A 14998-nucleotide genomic window follows, 5' to 3' on the forward strand; every position below is an offset into this window, starting at 1 on the left:
CGTCGGTGGCGGGCCGCGGCCGTGCGCGCCGAAGGCTCAGGCGGGGGCGAGGACCTCGTCGAGGAGGGCCGAGACGCCGCCGTGCTGGTTGAAGGTGTACAGGTGCAGGCCCGGGGCTCCGGCCTCGAGGACCTCCCGGGCCAGGCGCGCGGTCGCCCGCAGCCCGATCCGGGTGGCCTCATCACGGGTCGCGGCCGCGTCGAGCTCGGCGAGCAGCGCGGTCGGTTCCGGGATGTCGTTGAGGGCGCACAGCTTGCGCACCCGCGCGGGGTCGGTGAGCGGCAGGATGCCGGGGACGAGGGGGATCGTGACCCCGGCCTCGCGCGCGGCCTGCTGCAGCTCCCGGTACGCCTCCGCGTCGAAGAAGAGCTGGGTGATGGCGAAGTCGGCACCGGCGTCCTGCTTGGCCCGCAGCGCGGCCAGCTCGTCCGCGCGGCACGCGTACCGGCGGGTGGCCGGGGCGGCCCCGACGGCGCCGGCCTCGGCGCCCCCGACCGCCGGGTCCTCGCCGGCGGCGACGGCCGCGCTCGTCTCGTAGCCGGGGTACGCGGCGACGGCGATCGACACCCGCGGGTGCTGCCCGCGGTGCGCGACGAGGCGGGCGAGGCCCGAGCTCGCCCGCGCGCCGAACCGCTCGGCCTCGACCTCGCGGATGAGCTCGACGAGGTCGCTCGCGCGGGAGAACCCGTCAGGCGCCGGGGTCCACTCGGTCTCGCCCTGCGGGGCGTCGCCGCGCAGGGCGAGGAAGTCGCGGACGCCGGCGTCGAGGAACGCCTCGACCACCGCGCGGAGCTCGGCCCGCGAGCGCCCGACGCACGTGAGGTGCGCGATCACCGGCACCGTCGTCTCGGCGAGGATGCGGGCGACGAGCGCCTGCGAGCGCTCGGCCGTGCTGCCGGAGGCGCCGTAGGTGACGGAGAAGTAGTCCGCGTCCCCCTCGGCGAGCCGGGTGATCGTCTCCCACACCTGCGCCTCGCCCTTGGGCGTGCGCGGGGGGTACAGCTCGTAGCTGATCGTCGGACGCGGCGGACGGTAGAGCTCGGACGTGGTCACGTCGGCCTCCCGTCTCGCCGCGGGTGGTTGGCCCGCATGAGTGTCTCCATCGGTCCTGGCGTGAGCACCCTTCCCCGCGGGAGGCTTCCGTTGAGGGGTTGCTGCGGCGTCGACGAGCCAGGTCTCTCGGCCGCTCTGGATGGTGTCTGGAGAGTAGCGCGGGCGACGGGCGGTGGTCCAGATGCCGGGCTGCGGTCCGCATGTCGAGACGTGCCGGCGCCCGCGACGCGGGTCCGGCGCCCTGACCCGAATTGATAACAGTTCTCATTTTCGGCTAGGGTCGAGCAGGTCCCCATGACCGAGACCACTCCCGAGATAGCAAGGACCCGCATGTCCCGATCCACCCGCCCGCTCGCCGCCGCCGCCCTCGGCGTCCTCGCCATCGCGCTCGCCTCCTGCGCCGCGCCCTCGACGGGCAGCGACGACGGCTCGACCGCCGGCACCACCGAGGAGCACGAGGAGCACGACGACCACGACCACGACGGCGAGGACCACGAGGACCACGCCGACGGGCACGACGACGCCGAGGCCACCGAGGCCTCGAGCCGGACGCCCCGCCTCGCCCTGACCTACGACGGCGGCATCCTCGTCGTCGACGCCACGACGCTCGAGACGGTCGCCGACCTCCAGCTCGACGGCTTCAACCGGCTCGCCGCCCTCGGCGACGGCCGCCACGTCGCCGTCTCGACCACCGGCGGCTGGGCGGTGCTCGACGCCGGCACCTGGAGCGTCCCGCACGGCGACCACTCGCACTACTACACGGCGGCCCCGGCCCTGACCGACGTCCTGCTCGAGGCCACGACGCCCGGACACGCCGTCCACCACGACGGCCTCAACGCCTTCTTCGACGACGGCACCGGCGACGTCACCGTCGTCGAGACGAGCGAGTGGACGGACATGGTCGAGCACGGCCACCTCCACCCGATCCGCGAGTACACGACCGAGCACGCGCACCACGGTGTCGCGGTCGCGACCGCCAACGGCGACCTGTTCGTGACCCGCGGCGACGACAGCGGGCGCACCGGCGCCATGCTGCTCGACGCCGACGACGCCGAGATCGCGGTCGACGACCAGTGCCCCGGCGTGCACGGCGAGTCCGCCGCGACGGACGCCGACGGCGAGGAGTTCATCCTCGCCGGCTGCGAGAACGGGGCCCTCGTCCTGCGCGACGGCACCTTCACCAAGCTCGCGGCGCCCGACGCCTTCGGCCGCATCGGCAACGCGTTCAGCGTCGAGGGCAACGACATCGTCCTCGGCGACTACAAGACCAACGAGCAGGGCGGGATCGGCCTGACGCAGATCAGCCTCATCGACCTCGGCACCGACACCATCACGCCGGTCGACCCGTTCGGCGGGTCGGACGCCGAGTACACGTGGCGCGGCCTCGCCCGCGGCGACGACGGCGAGATCCTGGTGCTCGGCACCGACGGCGTGCTGCGCGTCCTCGACACCGCGGGCGCACAGGTCCGCGAGATCCCCGTCATCGACGCGTGGGAGGTGCCGGAGGAGTGGCAGACGGCGCACCCGGCCCTGACCGTCCTCGACGGGATGGCCTACGTGACGGAGCCCGCCACCGGCGAGCTGCACGCCGTCGACTTCAGCGGCGGGACCGTCTGGAAGTCCGGTGACCTCGGGCGCCCCACGACGGAGATCGCCGGCGTCACCGGCTGATCCCCCGCCGGTCCGCCGCGCCGCCGTCGTCCGTCTCGTCTCCTCCTCCTTCGAGACGGACGACGGCGGCGCTTCGGCGTCCGGGAGGGGCCGGCGACGGGCGGCCGCGGCCGCGCGGGTCGCTCAGCCCTCGGCGGCCTCCGGGTCGATCCACGGACGGCGCGGGTAGGGGTCGTCGATGTGCCCGGCGTTGAGCGCCCGCGCCACGGCCTCCCGCGGGCCGTCGCGCAGCGGGACGCCGGCCGCCTCGAACGCGTTCATGACGTGCATCATGTGCGTGCGCGCCGTCGAGACCGAGATGCCCAGCGTCGACGCGACCGACGACCACGGATAGCCCGCCGCGAGCAGCCGCACCACCTCGCGGGCGCGCGGCGAGAGCTCGACCGCGCCGACCGGGTCGGCGAGCACGGCCTCCGCCAGCTCCGAGTTCACGTGCGCCTCGCCCCGGGCGGCCGCCGCGAGGGCGCAGACGAGGTGCTCCGGCGAGTCGTCCTTGAGCACGAGGGCACAGGCGCCTGCCGCGAGCGCGCGCCGCAGCGTCGCGGGTCGCCGCGCCCCCGCGTGCAGGAGCACCTGCACGCCCAGGTCGCGCAGCACCCGCACGTTCTCTGCCGCGTCGCTCCCGTCACCGAGGTCGACGTCGAGCAGCACGACGTCGATGTCCTCGACCCCGTCGCGCAGCAGCTCGGCGACGCTCGACGCACTCCTGACGTGCCGGACGCCACTGGCGCCCTCCAGCACGGCCTCGACTCCCCGCAGCACGATCGCATGACCGTCGACGGCTGCAACCCTCGCGAGGGATGGCCCCATCATCTCCACCACGCATGAGTAGTTTCGCCATGCGACTCCCCCTGCCCATGGCGGGATCCCCTCACGATCCCCCTGTCGCGTTCACGGTACCTAAAGGTGGCGCGTGATCCGGACGCCGCGGGGTCGTCGAAATCGACGACTGACGGTCGGCTTGACCCTGTGGCAGCGTGTTTGCGTCGGAGTCGTTCGACCGGCGCGTGGATCGTGACGCGTCGTGAAGGCAGGGGGATGCCTAGCTGCTCGGCAGTTCGTCGCGCCCTCCTGCCGTCACGGCGCTCGTGACGTGGCGCGCCTGCAGCATCCCTCGAGCGCTGCACCACCGCGCGTATCGGTCCCCCGGTGCGCGCGGCGGCACCCGAACCAGCTGGCCCTCACCGGCTGCTCCGACCCCGGGTCCCGGCCGCTGACACAGAGCGGCCGGGCCCTTGGGTCTGCCCGTCGCGCGGGTGGACGTCCTTGCACGATTCGCGGCCGCCGACACGGGCGGCGCGAGAGCTGGCGGCACGCGCCGCAGGAGATGGGGATCAGTGAGAGAGACCAGGACCATGCCCGGACGGCGGCGACCCCGCGCGGTCCGCGCACTCGTCGGGCTCGCCGTCGGCGCCGTCGCGATGATGGGGATCGCGACGCCGGCGAGCGCCGCCGAGCTGACGGCGACCGTCACGAACCCGCGGGTCACCCTCGGCTACGACCCCGAGGGAACCGGGACCGAGGTGTCCCAGGACACCGAGATCACGACGAGCACGACGCTCACCTTCCACGCGGACTGGAGCATCCCGGGCCAGTCGAACGACGGCGACACGTTCCTCGTCCCCGTGCCGAGCCCGTTCCGCATCGCGAGCAGCGAGCCGTTCACGATCAACGGCCCGAACGGACCGCTCACCACCTGCCAGTACTCGGTGCCCGACCTGGCCATCAGGTGCACCGTCATCGGCGGCCCGCACGCGAACGCCGAGGGCACCATCTGGTTCACCGGCCGGCTCGACCCGCCGGGCGACCCGAGCGAGAGCCCCACGTGGGAGGTCGGCGGCACGCCGGTCGTCCTGCCGACGCCGCACGTCCCGCCGCCCGGTCCGTACACGCCGCCGTTCGGCACGACCAAGCGCGTGACCAGCGCCTCGATCGTCGGCGGCAAGGCGCAGCTCCAGTGGGGGCTCGAGATGTGGCCCGGCTGCGACGGCCCCGTCGTCGGCACCTGCGTCGACGAGTTCACCGTGTCCGACCAGCTCGTGTCGACGAACCCCGCGATGCCGCACTCGCTGCGCGAGGGCTCGTTCGTCCTCTACCGCTGGGACCGCGCGCAGAACCCCGACGGCACGTGGGTCGAGGCCGGCGCCGGCGACACCGGCGTCCCCGGCTCCCACGCCAGCCTCGCCTGGTACGACAACGGCGTGTGGACCGTCAACACCGACGCGCTCGACGGCGAGGTCTTCACCGAGCCGCAGGTCTCGGCCGACGGCAAGAGCTACACCTTCCACCTCGACAACGCGACGGTGCCGCACCAGTACCGGCTCGCCTACTGGAGCGACGCCGACGGCGTGGTCTCGCTGGACGACGAGCTGTACCAGAACACGGCGACCGTGAACGGCGACCCGAAGGAGTCCTCGGCCCGTCCGCGCGTCCAGGGCGGTGGCGGCGCCGACGCCGGGGCCTACACGTCGTTCGTCGCCAGCAAGCGCGTCACCGACGAGAGCGGCGCAGTCCTGCCGGAGGAGTACACGCTCACCGCGACGCAGGGCGGCCAGACCGAGACGATCACCGTCCCCGCGGACGGCACCCAGGTCAACTCGCCGTACTTCCTCGCGAGCGGCGGCCCGATCACGATCTGCGAGACCGTCCCGTCCGTCGCCGGCGTCATCTGGGCGCCCTACACGGTCACCGGCACGGGGGTCACGGGCCCCGACGCCGACGGCTGCTACACCCTGGCGCCCGCCGGCGGCGAGCGGATCGAGATCGTCGTGGACAACCGCGCCACCCCGGCCGACGGCACCTTCTCGGTGACCAAGGCGCTGGACGCGGACGAGCGGGTCACCGGCCTCGTCGGCGACACCACCTTCACGATCGCCTACACCGTCAACGGCGTGGCGCAGACCCCGCTCACGGTCGCGGCCGGCGAGACGGTCACGTCGCCCGCGCTGCCGGCCGGGGCGAGCGTCGCGCTCACCGAGGTCAAGCCGGACGTCTTCGGCGTGGTCTGGGGGCCGGAGGTCTTCACGCGGTCGTCGTTCACGATCGACGGCGGTGGTGACATCGCGATCGAGCTCACCAACCCGGCGACGCCCGCGACCGTGAGCGTCGGCGACCACACGTGGATCGACGCCGACCGCGACGGCATCCAGGACGAGGGCGAGCAGCCGCTCGCCGGCGTCGAGGTGACGCTGACCGGTCCCGACGGCACCGAGGTCACGGACGTGACCGGCGCCGTGGTCGGCCCGCAGGTGACGGACGAGAACGGCGACTACCTGTTCGAGAACCTCCCGCCGCTGCAGGAGGGCTCCTACACGGTCACCGTGACGGGCACGCCGGATGGCTACTACCCGACGCCGGTGGTCGAGGCCGGCGACGACCGCGCGGTCGACTCCTCGGACGGCTCGGCCAGCAGCTACCTGCCGCTCGACGTCGACGGGGCCGCCGACCTCACGCTCGACTTCGGCTTCGTGACGTACACGCCGGAGATCGACATCGTGAAGAAGGACATCGACGGCAACGACGCGAACACCGAGGGCGACGCCGCCGACCTGACCGACAGGAACGGCGCCACCACGCTCGAGTTCGTCGTCACCAACACCGGGGACGAGCCGCTCATCGGCATCGAGCTGGTCGACGTCTCCTCGGGCAGCGGCACGGTCGACACCTCGGCCGTCTCGTGCGCCTTCCCCGACGACACGACCGGGACGACCTGGGCGGGCCCGCTCCTCCCGGGCGAGCAGATCACCTGCACGGCGCCGCTGACCGACGTGACCGCCACCGCGCTCCACCGGGACACCGCGACCGTCACCGCCGTCGGGTACGTCACCGGCCAGGAGGTCTCGGACGACGACCCGTACCACGCGAAGGTCACCCCGACGCCGGCGCAGCAGCCGACGCCGAAGGAGCTCGGCAGCACCGGCGTCGGCAGTGCCTCGCTCGTGCTCGGCGCGGCGGCGCTCCTGCTGCTGGGCGGGTTCGCGGCCGTCGCGGGCGCACGGCGTCGCCGGGAGTCCGTCTGACGCTGAGCCGAGGCGCGTGACCCGCGCCGACGCGGCGTGACGAGGGCCGGTCCACCACACGGTGGGCCGGCCTTCGTCGCGCCGCCCCCGGGACGGCGGTGGCGGCGGGGCGCTGGGAGGACCGGGCGCCGGGGGCGGTGCGGCGCCGTGGCCACCCCGCGACCGGATCCGCGGGGCCGTCCGGCCCGGTGGTCGGCGCGGCCGAGGCGGTGTCCACCGTGGGGCCGGGTCCAGGGGGCGATCCGGTCCAGGGGTGGCCACGACCGAGGCCCCGGTGCGCGCCGGGTGCGCCGCACCCGAGCACCCGCGGCCCGGCGGCCCCGCCGTCAGCGCGTGACGTCGCCCAGCGCGACGAGGTGCAGCTCGTCCGTCGAGGTGAGCGCGAGCCGGCGCAGGTCGGGGGAGAACGCGAGGTTCGCCGTCGTGCGCGGGGTGTGCAGCACGGCGAGGAGGTCGGCGCGCCGCCCGACGACGGGCGCCGACAGGATCTCGACGCCGGCCCCCGACGACACCCAGAGCCGACCGGCGGGATCGACGCGCAGGCCGTCCGGCCGGCCGTCCCGCGTCAGGTGGACCGTCCAGCGGAAGCCGAGCACCGGCCCCTCCAGGCCGTAGCGCACGGCGTACCCCAGCACGTGACCGGCCTCGGAGTCGGTGACGTAGAGGACGGACTCGTCGGGCGAGAACGCGAGGCCGTTGGGTCCGGGCATCGCGGGGTGCCCGCCGTCGACCGCGCGGACGTTCGCCCCGGTCAGCAGCCCGGGGTCGCGGGGGTCGACGCGGTAGACGTGCGCGCCGTCGACCTCGGGCTCGCCGCCGTACCCCTCGTCCGCCAGGCGCAGCCCGTAGTACGGATCGGTGAACCAGACGGCTCCGTCGGCGGCGACCACGAGGTCGTTCGGGGAGTTGAACCGGTGTCCGTCGACGAGGTCGGCGACGACCGTCCACGACCCGTCGCGCTCGCGTCGCACGACCGCCCGCTCCCCGTGGCTGGCCGCGAGGATGCGGCCGTCGGCGTCGAGCGTGTGCCCGTTCTGGTGGAACGACGGCGAGACCCAGGTCCGGGCCCCGCGCGCGTCGTCGTACGCGAGGAGACGGTCGGCGACGACGTCGCTCCACACGAGCGTGTCGCGGCCCGCGACGGTGTGCCGGGCCGGCAGCCAGACGGGGCCCTCGAACCAGGCGCCCCCGGTGGCGACCGTGCGCAGCGTGGCGCCCGGCGCGACGAGGGCGCGCACGACGTCGGCGCGCGCGTCGTCGACGATCTCCAGCTCGAGCGGCGCGTGACGGTCCGTGCGGACGGGGTCGGAGGAGACGGTCACCCGACGAGCCTAGGTGGTGCGGGCCGCGCCCGCCCGCGCCGGCGGGGCCGCCGGACCGGGGTCACCGGACCGGAGCCGCGTCGCCGTCAGCGGAAGCGCGGGTCCTCGGCTGGGGTGAGACCGCGCGGGGCGTAGCGGGAGTCGTCGAGCGCGATCACGACGACGCCGATGATGTGGAACCACGCGAGCAGGAAGAAGCTGAAGACGCCCTCCTTGCCGAACGCGCGCCCCATCCGCAGCGCGACGATGATCCACACCACGATGTTGACCAGCGGGACGAACAGGAGGATGAACGTACCGACGCCGCGGCCGGCGAGCCGCACGATGCCCCAGAGGTTGACGAACGGCACCCACGCGTACCACGCGGGAAGGTCGGCCTTCTGGAACACCTTCATGAGGAAGAACGCCTCGATGACGTACCAGATGAGGCCACCTCCCCAGTACGTGGGGTTGGCGGCGAGATCGGCGGGATCGGTCGAGCCCGCGAGCGTCATCAACGTGTGCACGACCGAACGCTAGCACCGCTAACATCGAAACGATTCGACGGCCGCTCGGCCACCATCCGCGAAGGAGCACCGATGACCGACAGCCCCGCCCCCGTCCCCGCCGACGCGGCGTACCTCGACCCGACCCGCCCGATCCCGGAGCGGGTCGCCGACCTCGTCTCCCGGATGACCGTGCCGGAGAAGGTCGGGCAGATGATGCAGCTCCCGGCGGACATGTACGTCGCCGGGGACGTGGTCGACTCGGTCGACACCCTCGTGCTCGACTTCCGCGTCGGCTCCGTCCTGCACGCCTCCCCCGAGCAGCTCGCCCGCGCGCACGCGCTCGTCGCGCGGACCCGCCTGCGCATCCCCCTGCTCATCGGCGAGGACTGCATCCACGGGCACTCGTTCTTCCGCGGCGCCACGATCTACCCGACGCAGCTCGGGATGGCCGCGACCTGGGACCCGGAGCTGGTCCGACGGGTCGGGCGGGCCACGGCCGTCGAGGTGGCCCCGACCGGCGTGCACTGGACCTTCTCCCCCGTGCTCTGTATCGCGCGCGACCTGCGCTGGGGCCGGGTCAGCGAGACGTTCGGCGAGGACCCGTTCCTCATCGGTGAGCTCGCGTCGGCGCTCGTCCACGGGTACCAGGGCGACGGCCTGTCCGACCCCGAGGCGATCCTCGCGTGCGCCAAGCACTTCGCCGCCTACTCCGAGACGCAGGGCGGACGCGACGCGTCGGAGGCCGACGTCTCCCGGCGCAAGATGCTCTCCTGGTACACGCCGCCGTTCGAGCGGGTCGCCCGCGAGGGCTGCGCCACGTTCATGCTCGGCTACCAGTCCATCGACGGCGTGCCCGTCACGATCAACGACTGGCTGCTGAACGAGGTCCTGCGCAAAGAGTGGGGCTACTCGGGGATGCTCGTGACGGACTGGGACAACGTCGGCCAGCTCGTCCGCATCCAGGGCATCTCGCCCGACTTCGCCGACGCCGCCGCGCGGGCCGTGCTGGCGGGGAACGACATGGTGATGTCGACGCCGGAGTTCTTCGACGGCGCGCAGGAGGCGATCGAGAAGGGCACGCTGCCGATCGAGGCGATCGACGCGGCCGTCTCCCGGATCCTCCACGTCAAGTTCGCGCTCGGCCTGTTCGAGGACCCGCGCCTGCCCGACGTCGAGCGGCAGCGCGCGGTCATCGGGAGCTCCGAGCACGCGGAGCTCAACCTGGAGGTCGCCCGCCGCTCGCTCGTGCTGCTGCAGAACGACGGCGCGCTCCCCGTCGCGTCCAGTGACCCCGACGGCCCCGGTCGGCAGCTCTCCATCGCCGTCGTCGGCCCGAACGCCCACGACGAGCACACGATCCTCGGCGACTGGGCCGGCGCCTCGGGCCAGGCCCCGTGGCTGCGCGGCATCGGCCACCCGCGCGAGATGACGTCGACGGTCTACGACGGCCTGCGCGAGCTGGGCGAGGCCAGGGGCTGGGACGTCGAGCACACCACCGGCGCCGGCATCCTCACGCTCCAGCCGCACCCGCTCGGCGGCACGATGCCCGACGGCCAGCCCCGCTTCCCGGTGGCCGTCCCCGTCGCGCCGGACGCCGAGGAGCTGGACCGGGCGCGCGAGCTGGCCCGCGCGGCCGACGTCGTCGTCGCGGTCGTCGGCGACCGGATCGAGCTGGTCGGCGAGGGACGCTCGACGGCGACGCTCGACCTCTTCGGCGCGCAGACCGCGCTGCTGGAGGCGATGGCGCAGGAGTGCGCGACGTCCGGCGCGCGGCTCGTCGTCGTCGTCATCGCGAGCAAGCCGCAGATCATCCCCGAGCACGTCCTGGACCGGGCCAACGCCGTCGTCTGGGCCGCGAACCCGGGCATGCGCGGCGGGCAGGCGATCGCCGAGCTCATCGCCGGCGACATCGAGCCGAGCGGTCGGCTGCCGATCTCCTGGCCGCGGCACGTCGGCCAGCAGCCGGTCTTCTACAACGCCATCACCGACCAGCACGGCGACCGCTACGCCGACCTCACGCAGGAGCCGCAGTGGGTGTTCGGCGACGGCCTCTCCTACACGAGCGTCGCGTACTCCGACCTGGAGGTGACGACGCCCGTCGTCGGCACGGGCGACGTCGTCCGGGCGCGCGTCACGCTGACCAACACCGGGGAGCGGCCGGCGCTGGAGACGGTCCAGGTGTACGTCGACGACGTCGTGGCGTCCGTGACATGGGCCGGCAAGGAGCTCAAGGCGTACCGGCAGGTGGAGGTCGCGCCGGGGGAGTCCGTCGTCGTCGACCTCGCGGTGCCGGTGGCCGACCTCACGATCGTCGACGCGGCCGCGCGACGGGTCGTGGAGCCGGGCCGGTTCGCGCTGCTCGTCGGACCGTCCTCGCGGACGTCGGACCTGCTCCGGGCGGAGCTGGACGTCGTGGCCTGACCGGCCCGCGCGAGTAGGCTGGCACCACCACTCACGACGATGTGCCAGGGGGCCTTCTCACCATGACCGATCTCAACGAGCTTCTCTCGATCATCCCCATCGACCAGGTCGCGGCCCAGCTCGGCGTCGACCGCGCGACGGCCCAGGAGGGCGTCGCCGCGGCGATCCCCGCGCTGCTCGGCGGCATGGAGGCGAACGCCAAGGACCCGGCGGGCGAGGCCTCGCTCGTCAAGGCCCTCGCCACGAAGGACACGACGCTCGCCGACGGCGCGGTCGACGTGTCCCGGGTCGACGTCGTCGACGGCGGGAAGATCGTCCGGAACGTGTTCGGCGACCGGACGGACGACGTGATCGCGACGCTCGGCGGCGCGCCCGGCAAGCAGAGCGAGGGCCTCGTCGCGAAGCTCCTGCCGATCCTCGCCCCGATCGTGCTGTCCTTCCTCGCGAAGAAGCTGCTCGGCGGGGGCACCCCGGCGGCCGACCCGGCCACGGGTCAGGCGGCCGGCGAGGCGCCGCACGGCAGCATGGGCGGTGGGCTCGGTGACATCCTCGGCGGGCTGCTCAACGGGCTCGGCGCGGGCGGCCAGACCTCGACGCCGTCCAGCGGCGGGCTCGGCGGCGGCCTCGGCGACCTGCTCGGCGGGATGTTCGGCGGCGGGTCGAGCGGGTCCGGCGGTGGCGGTATCGGCGACCTGCTGGGCGACCTGCTCGGCGGCGGCAAGCGCTGACGCCGGACGTGGCGGCGCTCGGCCGGCTCGGTGCCGCGCAGTCGTCGACCGCTAGGACAGCCGGTGGACGGCGTCGGCGAGGCGGTCGACCTCGTCCGCGTCGTGGCTGACCAGCACGCACGGGATGCCGGCGCCGGCCACCGCCTCTCGCACGAGCGCGCCGAGCTCGGACCGGCCATCGGCGTCGACCGCCGCGAACGGCTCGTCGAGCAGCAGCGCGCGCGGCTCGGCCGCGAGCGCCCGGGCCAGCGCCACACGCTGGGACTGCCCGCCCGAGAGGCGGTCGGCCCGGCGGTGCGCCAGGTCGCCGACGCCGAACCGCTCCAGCCACCGCTGCCCCGTCGCGCGCGCCACGGCGCGTCCGGCGCCGGTCGACCGCGGACCGAACGCCGCGTTCTCCAGCGCGCTCAGGTGCGCGAACAGCACGTGCCGCTGCGGGACCAGCCCCACGCCGCGCTCCTGCGGCGGCAGGAAGGTCGCCGACGACGGCGTGACGCGCGCGAGCACGGTGCCGTCGAGCTCGATGCGCCCGGCCGCCAGGGGCAGCAGCCCGGCGATCGCGTCGACGAGCGTCGACTTGCCGCGTCCGTTCGGGCCGACGAGCGCGAGCACCCGGCCGGCCGGGACGGCGAAGGAGGCGGCGATCTCGGCGGTCCCCCGGCGCACGACGACGCCGTCGAGCACGAGGCCGCCGGGCGGCGGCGCGGTCATCCCGTCCTCCCGAGCGCGGTCAGCCAGTGCGAGCGCAGCAGCACGAGGACCACGGCGCAGATCGTCATGAGCAGCACCGACATCGTGAGCGCCGCGGCCGGGTCCTGCTGCATCGCGAGGTAGATGGCGATCGGCATCGTCCGCGTCGTGCCGGGGAAGTTGCCGGCGAACGTGATCGTCGCGCCGAACTCGCCGAGCGCGCGGGCGAAGCACAGCACCGCCCCGGCGCCGATCGCGGGTGCGAGCCGCGGCAGCGTGATCCGGCGGAACACGGTCCACTCCGACGCGCCGAGCGTGCGCGCCACGTCCTCCTGGCCGCGATCGAGCCCGCGCAGCGCGCCGTCGACGGAGAGGACGAGGAACGGCAGCGCGACGAAGGCCTGGGAGAGGACGACCGCCGCGGTGGTGAACGGGATGGACAGCCCGAACCACTGGTGCAGCCACTGACCGACGATCCCGCGCCGGCCGAGCAGCGACAGCAGGGCGACGCCGCCGACCACGGGCGGCAGCACCATCGGGAGCGTGACGAGCGCCCGCACGACCCCGGTGCCGCGCAGCCCGCCGCGGGCCAGCAGCCAGGCGAGCGGGACGCCGACGACGAGCCCCACGAGCGTCGCGAGCGACGCCGTGCGCATCGAGAGCACGAGCGCCTGCAGGACCGGCCCGTCGCCGAGCACGGACAGCAGCCGGCCCCAGGGGGCGCGCGCGACGATCGCGAGCAGCGGCAGGACGAGGAACGCGAACGCCAGGCCGCCCAGCACCAGCAGCGGCCACGGCGCGTGCGCCCGGCCGCCGCGGCGCCCGCGCCCCGCGTCCGGGGTCGTGCCGCCCGGGTTGGCGCCGCCCCCGGACGCCCCGACCCGGCTCACGCCTCCTCGGCTCACCGGGGCGGGGAGAACCCGGCGGCGTCCAGCACGGCCCGGCCGTCGGCCGAGAGCACGAGGGCGACGAACGCGGCCGCGGCGTCGGGGTTCGGGGACTCGCTCAGCACCGCGATCGGGTAGTCGTTGACCGCCTGGCTCGCCTCGGGGAACTCGATGGTCGTGATGCCGTCGCCGCCGACGATCGCGTCCGTGCGGTAGACGAGCGTCGCATCGACCTCCCCCTGCTCCGCGAGCGTGAGGGCGGCGCGGACGTCCTCGGCGTAGGTGTCGACGGACGGGGTGATCCCGAGCGTCTCGAACACCTTGGCCGACAGCGCCCCGCACGGGACCTCCTCGGCGCACACGGCCAGGCGCAGATCCTCGCGGGCGAAGTCCGCGATGCCGGTGATGCCCGCCGGGTTGCCGGCCGGGGTCACGATGACGAGCGTGTTCGTGGCGAAGTCGGCCGGGTCGACCGCCAGGTCGCCCACCTGCTCCATCGTCTTGGCGGAGGCCGTCGCGAGCACGTCGGCCGGCGACCCGGCGAGCACCTGCTCCGCGAGCGCCGAGCTGGCCGCGAAGCTGAAGCTCACGGTCAGGCCGGGGTTCTCCTCCTCGAGCTGGGCGCCGAGCTCGCCGAACGCATCGGTGAGCGAGGCGGCGGCCAGCACGACGAGGTCGCCGGTGAGCGAGGCGTCGACCTGGTCGGAACCGTCGACCGACGCGCTCTCGGACGCCGTGCCGGCGTCGTCGGTCGAGTCCGCGGCGGCACCCGAGGAGGCGTCGCCCGACGGCGACGACGCCGGGGACGACGTGCAGGCCGCGAGCCCGACGGACAGTACGGCGGCGAGTGCCAGCGCGCCGGTGCGGCGCGTGGAGGTGATCATCCGATTCCCTCGATTCCCAGGTTGGTTGCCTTGACGGTGGCCGCGACGAGGCTGCCGGGCGCGAGCTCGAGCTCGTCGGCCGCCTCGCGGGAGATGAGGGAGACGAGGCGGTAGGGACCGGCCTGGACCTCGACCTGCGCCATGACGCCGTCGCGCAGGACGCGGGTGACGATCCCGCGCAGGCGGTTGCGCACGCTCGCGGGCGCGAGCGGGCCGAGGTCGGCGAGGTGGGAGTCGGACGCCTCCTCCTCGGCGAGGCGGGCGACCTCCTCGCCCGCGATCGTCGCGACGCCGGCGGCGTCGGGGGAGGTCTCGATGTCGCGCTCCGCCAGGCGCCGACGGACGGTGTCCGTGCTGACGCCGAGCAACGCAGCCGCCTCGGCGATCCGCAGTCTTCGTACGCTCATGCGCCGACTAAACCCGGTTCGAGACGCATTTGCCACCGGTGATCCCGTGAAAAACCCCGAGTCCGGCGCGGCGCGGCGCCGGGTTGGCGCGGCGCCGGGGCCGTCAGCCCAGGCGGGTGATCCGCACGTGCCACTCCTCGGGCCCGCGCTCGAGGTAGCCCACCTCGATCGGCGCCAGCTCGCGGAGCTGGGCGAGCAGCGGGAGCGGGTCGTGCGGCGCGACGATCACGAGGGACGAGCCGGGCGGCGTCGCACCGAACGCCCCGAACACCGCGCCGTGCCGGATCGCGTGCGGGATGGGCCGCACGTCGAGGACGGGGTCGGCGTCGTCGTGCGCGCACCCGCAGGTGTGCCCCTCCGCCCGACCGGGCTGGGAGGTGTGGAGCTGGACGTCCTGCTGGACCATGAGGGGCCTTTCGCGTGGGGGA

The 14998-nt window shown here is 74.3% G+C and carries 13 protein-coding genes and 1 riboswitch; of the genes, 4 read left to right on the top strand and 9 right to left on the bottom strand.

Annotated elements, in window-relative coordinates; translation table 11 throughout:
• Positions 1–36: 36 nt before the first annotated feature.
• Positions 37–1053 (bottom strand): methylenetetrahydrofolate reductase, encoded by a 1017-nt coding sequence (locus EDD28_RS05235; RefSeq protein ID WP_123738645.1) that lies wholly within the window; start codon positions 1051–1053, stop codon positions 37–39.
• A 43-nt stretch (positions 1054–1096) separates the two neighbouring features.
• A riboswitch (SAM riboswitch) is annotated at positions 1097–1199 on the bottom strand.
• A 184-nt stretch (positions 1200–1383) separates the two neighbouring features.
• Between EDD28_RS05235 and EDD28_RS05240 the strand changes: the two genes are divergently transcribed.
• Positions 1384–2724, top strand: coding sequence for a hypothetical protein (locus EDD28_RS05240; RefSeq protein WP_123738646.1), 1341 nt, complete (start codon positions 1384–1386; stop codon positions 2722–2724).
• Positions 2725–2847: 123 nt separating this feature from the next.
• Here the strand turns inward: EDD28_RS05240 and EDD28_RS05245 are convergent, their stop codons facing one another.
• Positions 2848–3537: a response regulator gene (locus tag EDD28_RS05245; protein WP_123738647.1), complete on the bottom strand. Its 690-nt coding sequence runs from the start codon at positions 3535–3537 to the stop codon at positions 2848–2850.
• 542 nt (positions 3538–4079) lie between these two features.
• On the opposite strand from EDD28_RS05245, the gene EDD28_RS05250 reads away from it, so the two are divergent.
• A complete protein-coding gene (locus EDD28_RS05250) occupies positions 4080–6743 on the top strand; it encodes an SdrD B-like domain-containing protein (protein WP_123738648.1) in 2664 nt (887 codons plus the stop codon).
• Between the two features lie 326 nt (positions 6744–7069).
• Here the strand turns inward: EDD28_RS05250 and EDD28_RS05255 are convergent, their stop codons facing one another.
• Together EDD28_RS05255 and EDD28_RS05260 are read right to left on the bottom strand one after the other, a co-directional pair.
• Positions 7070–8065: an SMP-30/gluconolactonase/LRE family protein gene (locus EDD28_RS05255; RefSeq protein WP_123738649.1), complete on the bottom strand. Its 996-nt coding sequence runs from the start codon at positions 8063–8065 to the stop codon at positions 7070–7072.
• An 86-nt stretch (positions 8066–8151) separates the two neighbouring features.
• Positions 8152–8571: a DUF5684 domain-containing protein gene (locus EDD28_RS05260; protein ID WP_148059553.1), complete on the bottom strand. Its 420-nt coding sequence runs from the start codon at positions 8569–8571 to the stop codon at positions 8152–8154.
• Between the two features lie 72 nt (positions 8572–8643).
• Here EDD28_RS05260 and EDD28_RS05265 point away from each other — a divergent pair, with 72 nt between their 5' ends.
• Both EDD28_RS05265 and EDD28_RS05270 read left to right on the top strand, forming a co-directional pair.
• Positions 8644–10974 (top strand): glycoside hydrolase family 3 N-terminal domain-containing protein, encoded by a 2331-nt coding sequence (locus tag EDD28_RS05265; protein WP_123738651.1) that lies wholly within the window; start codon positions 8644–8646, stop codon positions 10972–10974.
• Between the two features lie 62 nt (positions 10975–11036).
• The gene (locus tag EDD28_RS05270; RefSeq protein ID WP_123738652.1) at positions 11037–11702 is read left to right on the top strand and encodes a DUF937 domain-containing protein; all 666 of its coding nucleotides are present in this window, start codon (positions 11037–11039) and stop codon (positions 11700–11702) included.
• 51 nt (positions 11703–11753) lie between these two features.
• Here the strand turns inward: EDD28_RS05270 and EDD28_RS05275 are convergent, their stop codons facing one another.
• The 5 genes from EDD28_RS05275 to EDD28_RS05295 all read right to left on the bottom strand — a co-directional run bounded on the left by EDD28_RS05275 (position 11754) and on the right by EDD28_RS05295 (position 14976).
• A complete protein-coding gene (locus EDD28_RS05275; RefSeq protein WP_123738653.1) occupies positions 11754–12413 on the bottom strand; it encodes an ATP-binding cassette domain-containing protein in 660 nt (219 codons plus the stop codon).
• Entirely contained in the window at positions 12410–13282 is an 873-nt protein-coding gene (locus tag EDD28_RS05280; protein ID WP_123738654.1) for an ABC transporter permease, read from the bottom strand. Before EDD28_RS05280 ends, EDD28_RS05275 begins: the two co-directional genes overlap by 4 nt.
• A gap of 11 nt (positions 13283–13293) precedes the next feature.
• A complete protein-coding gene (gene modA / locus EDD28_RS05285; protein WP_123738655.1) occupies positions 13294–14163 on the bottom strand; it encodes a molybdate ABC transporter substrate-binding protein in 870 nt (289 codons plus the stop codon).
• On the bottom strand, positions 14160–14570 hold the full coding sequence (locus tag EDD28_RS05290) for a TOBE domain-containing protein (RefSeq protein ID WP_123738656.1): 411 nt from the start codon (positions 14568–14570) through the stop codon (positions 14160–14162). Before EDD28_RS05290 ends, modA begins: the two co-directional genes overlap by 4 nt.
• A gap of 103 nt (positions 14571–14673) precedes the next feature.
• Positions 14674–14976, bottom strand: coding sequence for a DUF2249 domain-containing protein (locus tag EDD28_RS05295; RefSeq protein WP_123738657.1), 303 nt, complete (start codon positions 14974–14976; stop codon positions 14674–14676).
• Positions 14977–14998 lie beyond the last annotated feature (22 nt).

The organism is Salana multivorans (assembly GCF_003751805.1).
Lineage (GTDB): Bacteria > Actinomycetota > Actinomycetes > Actinomycetales > Beutenbergiaceae > Salana > Salana multivorans.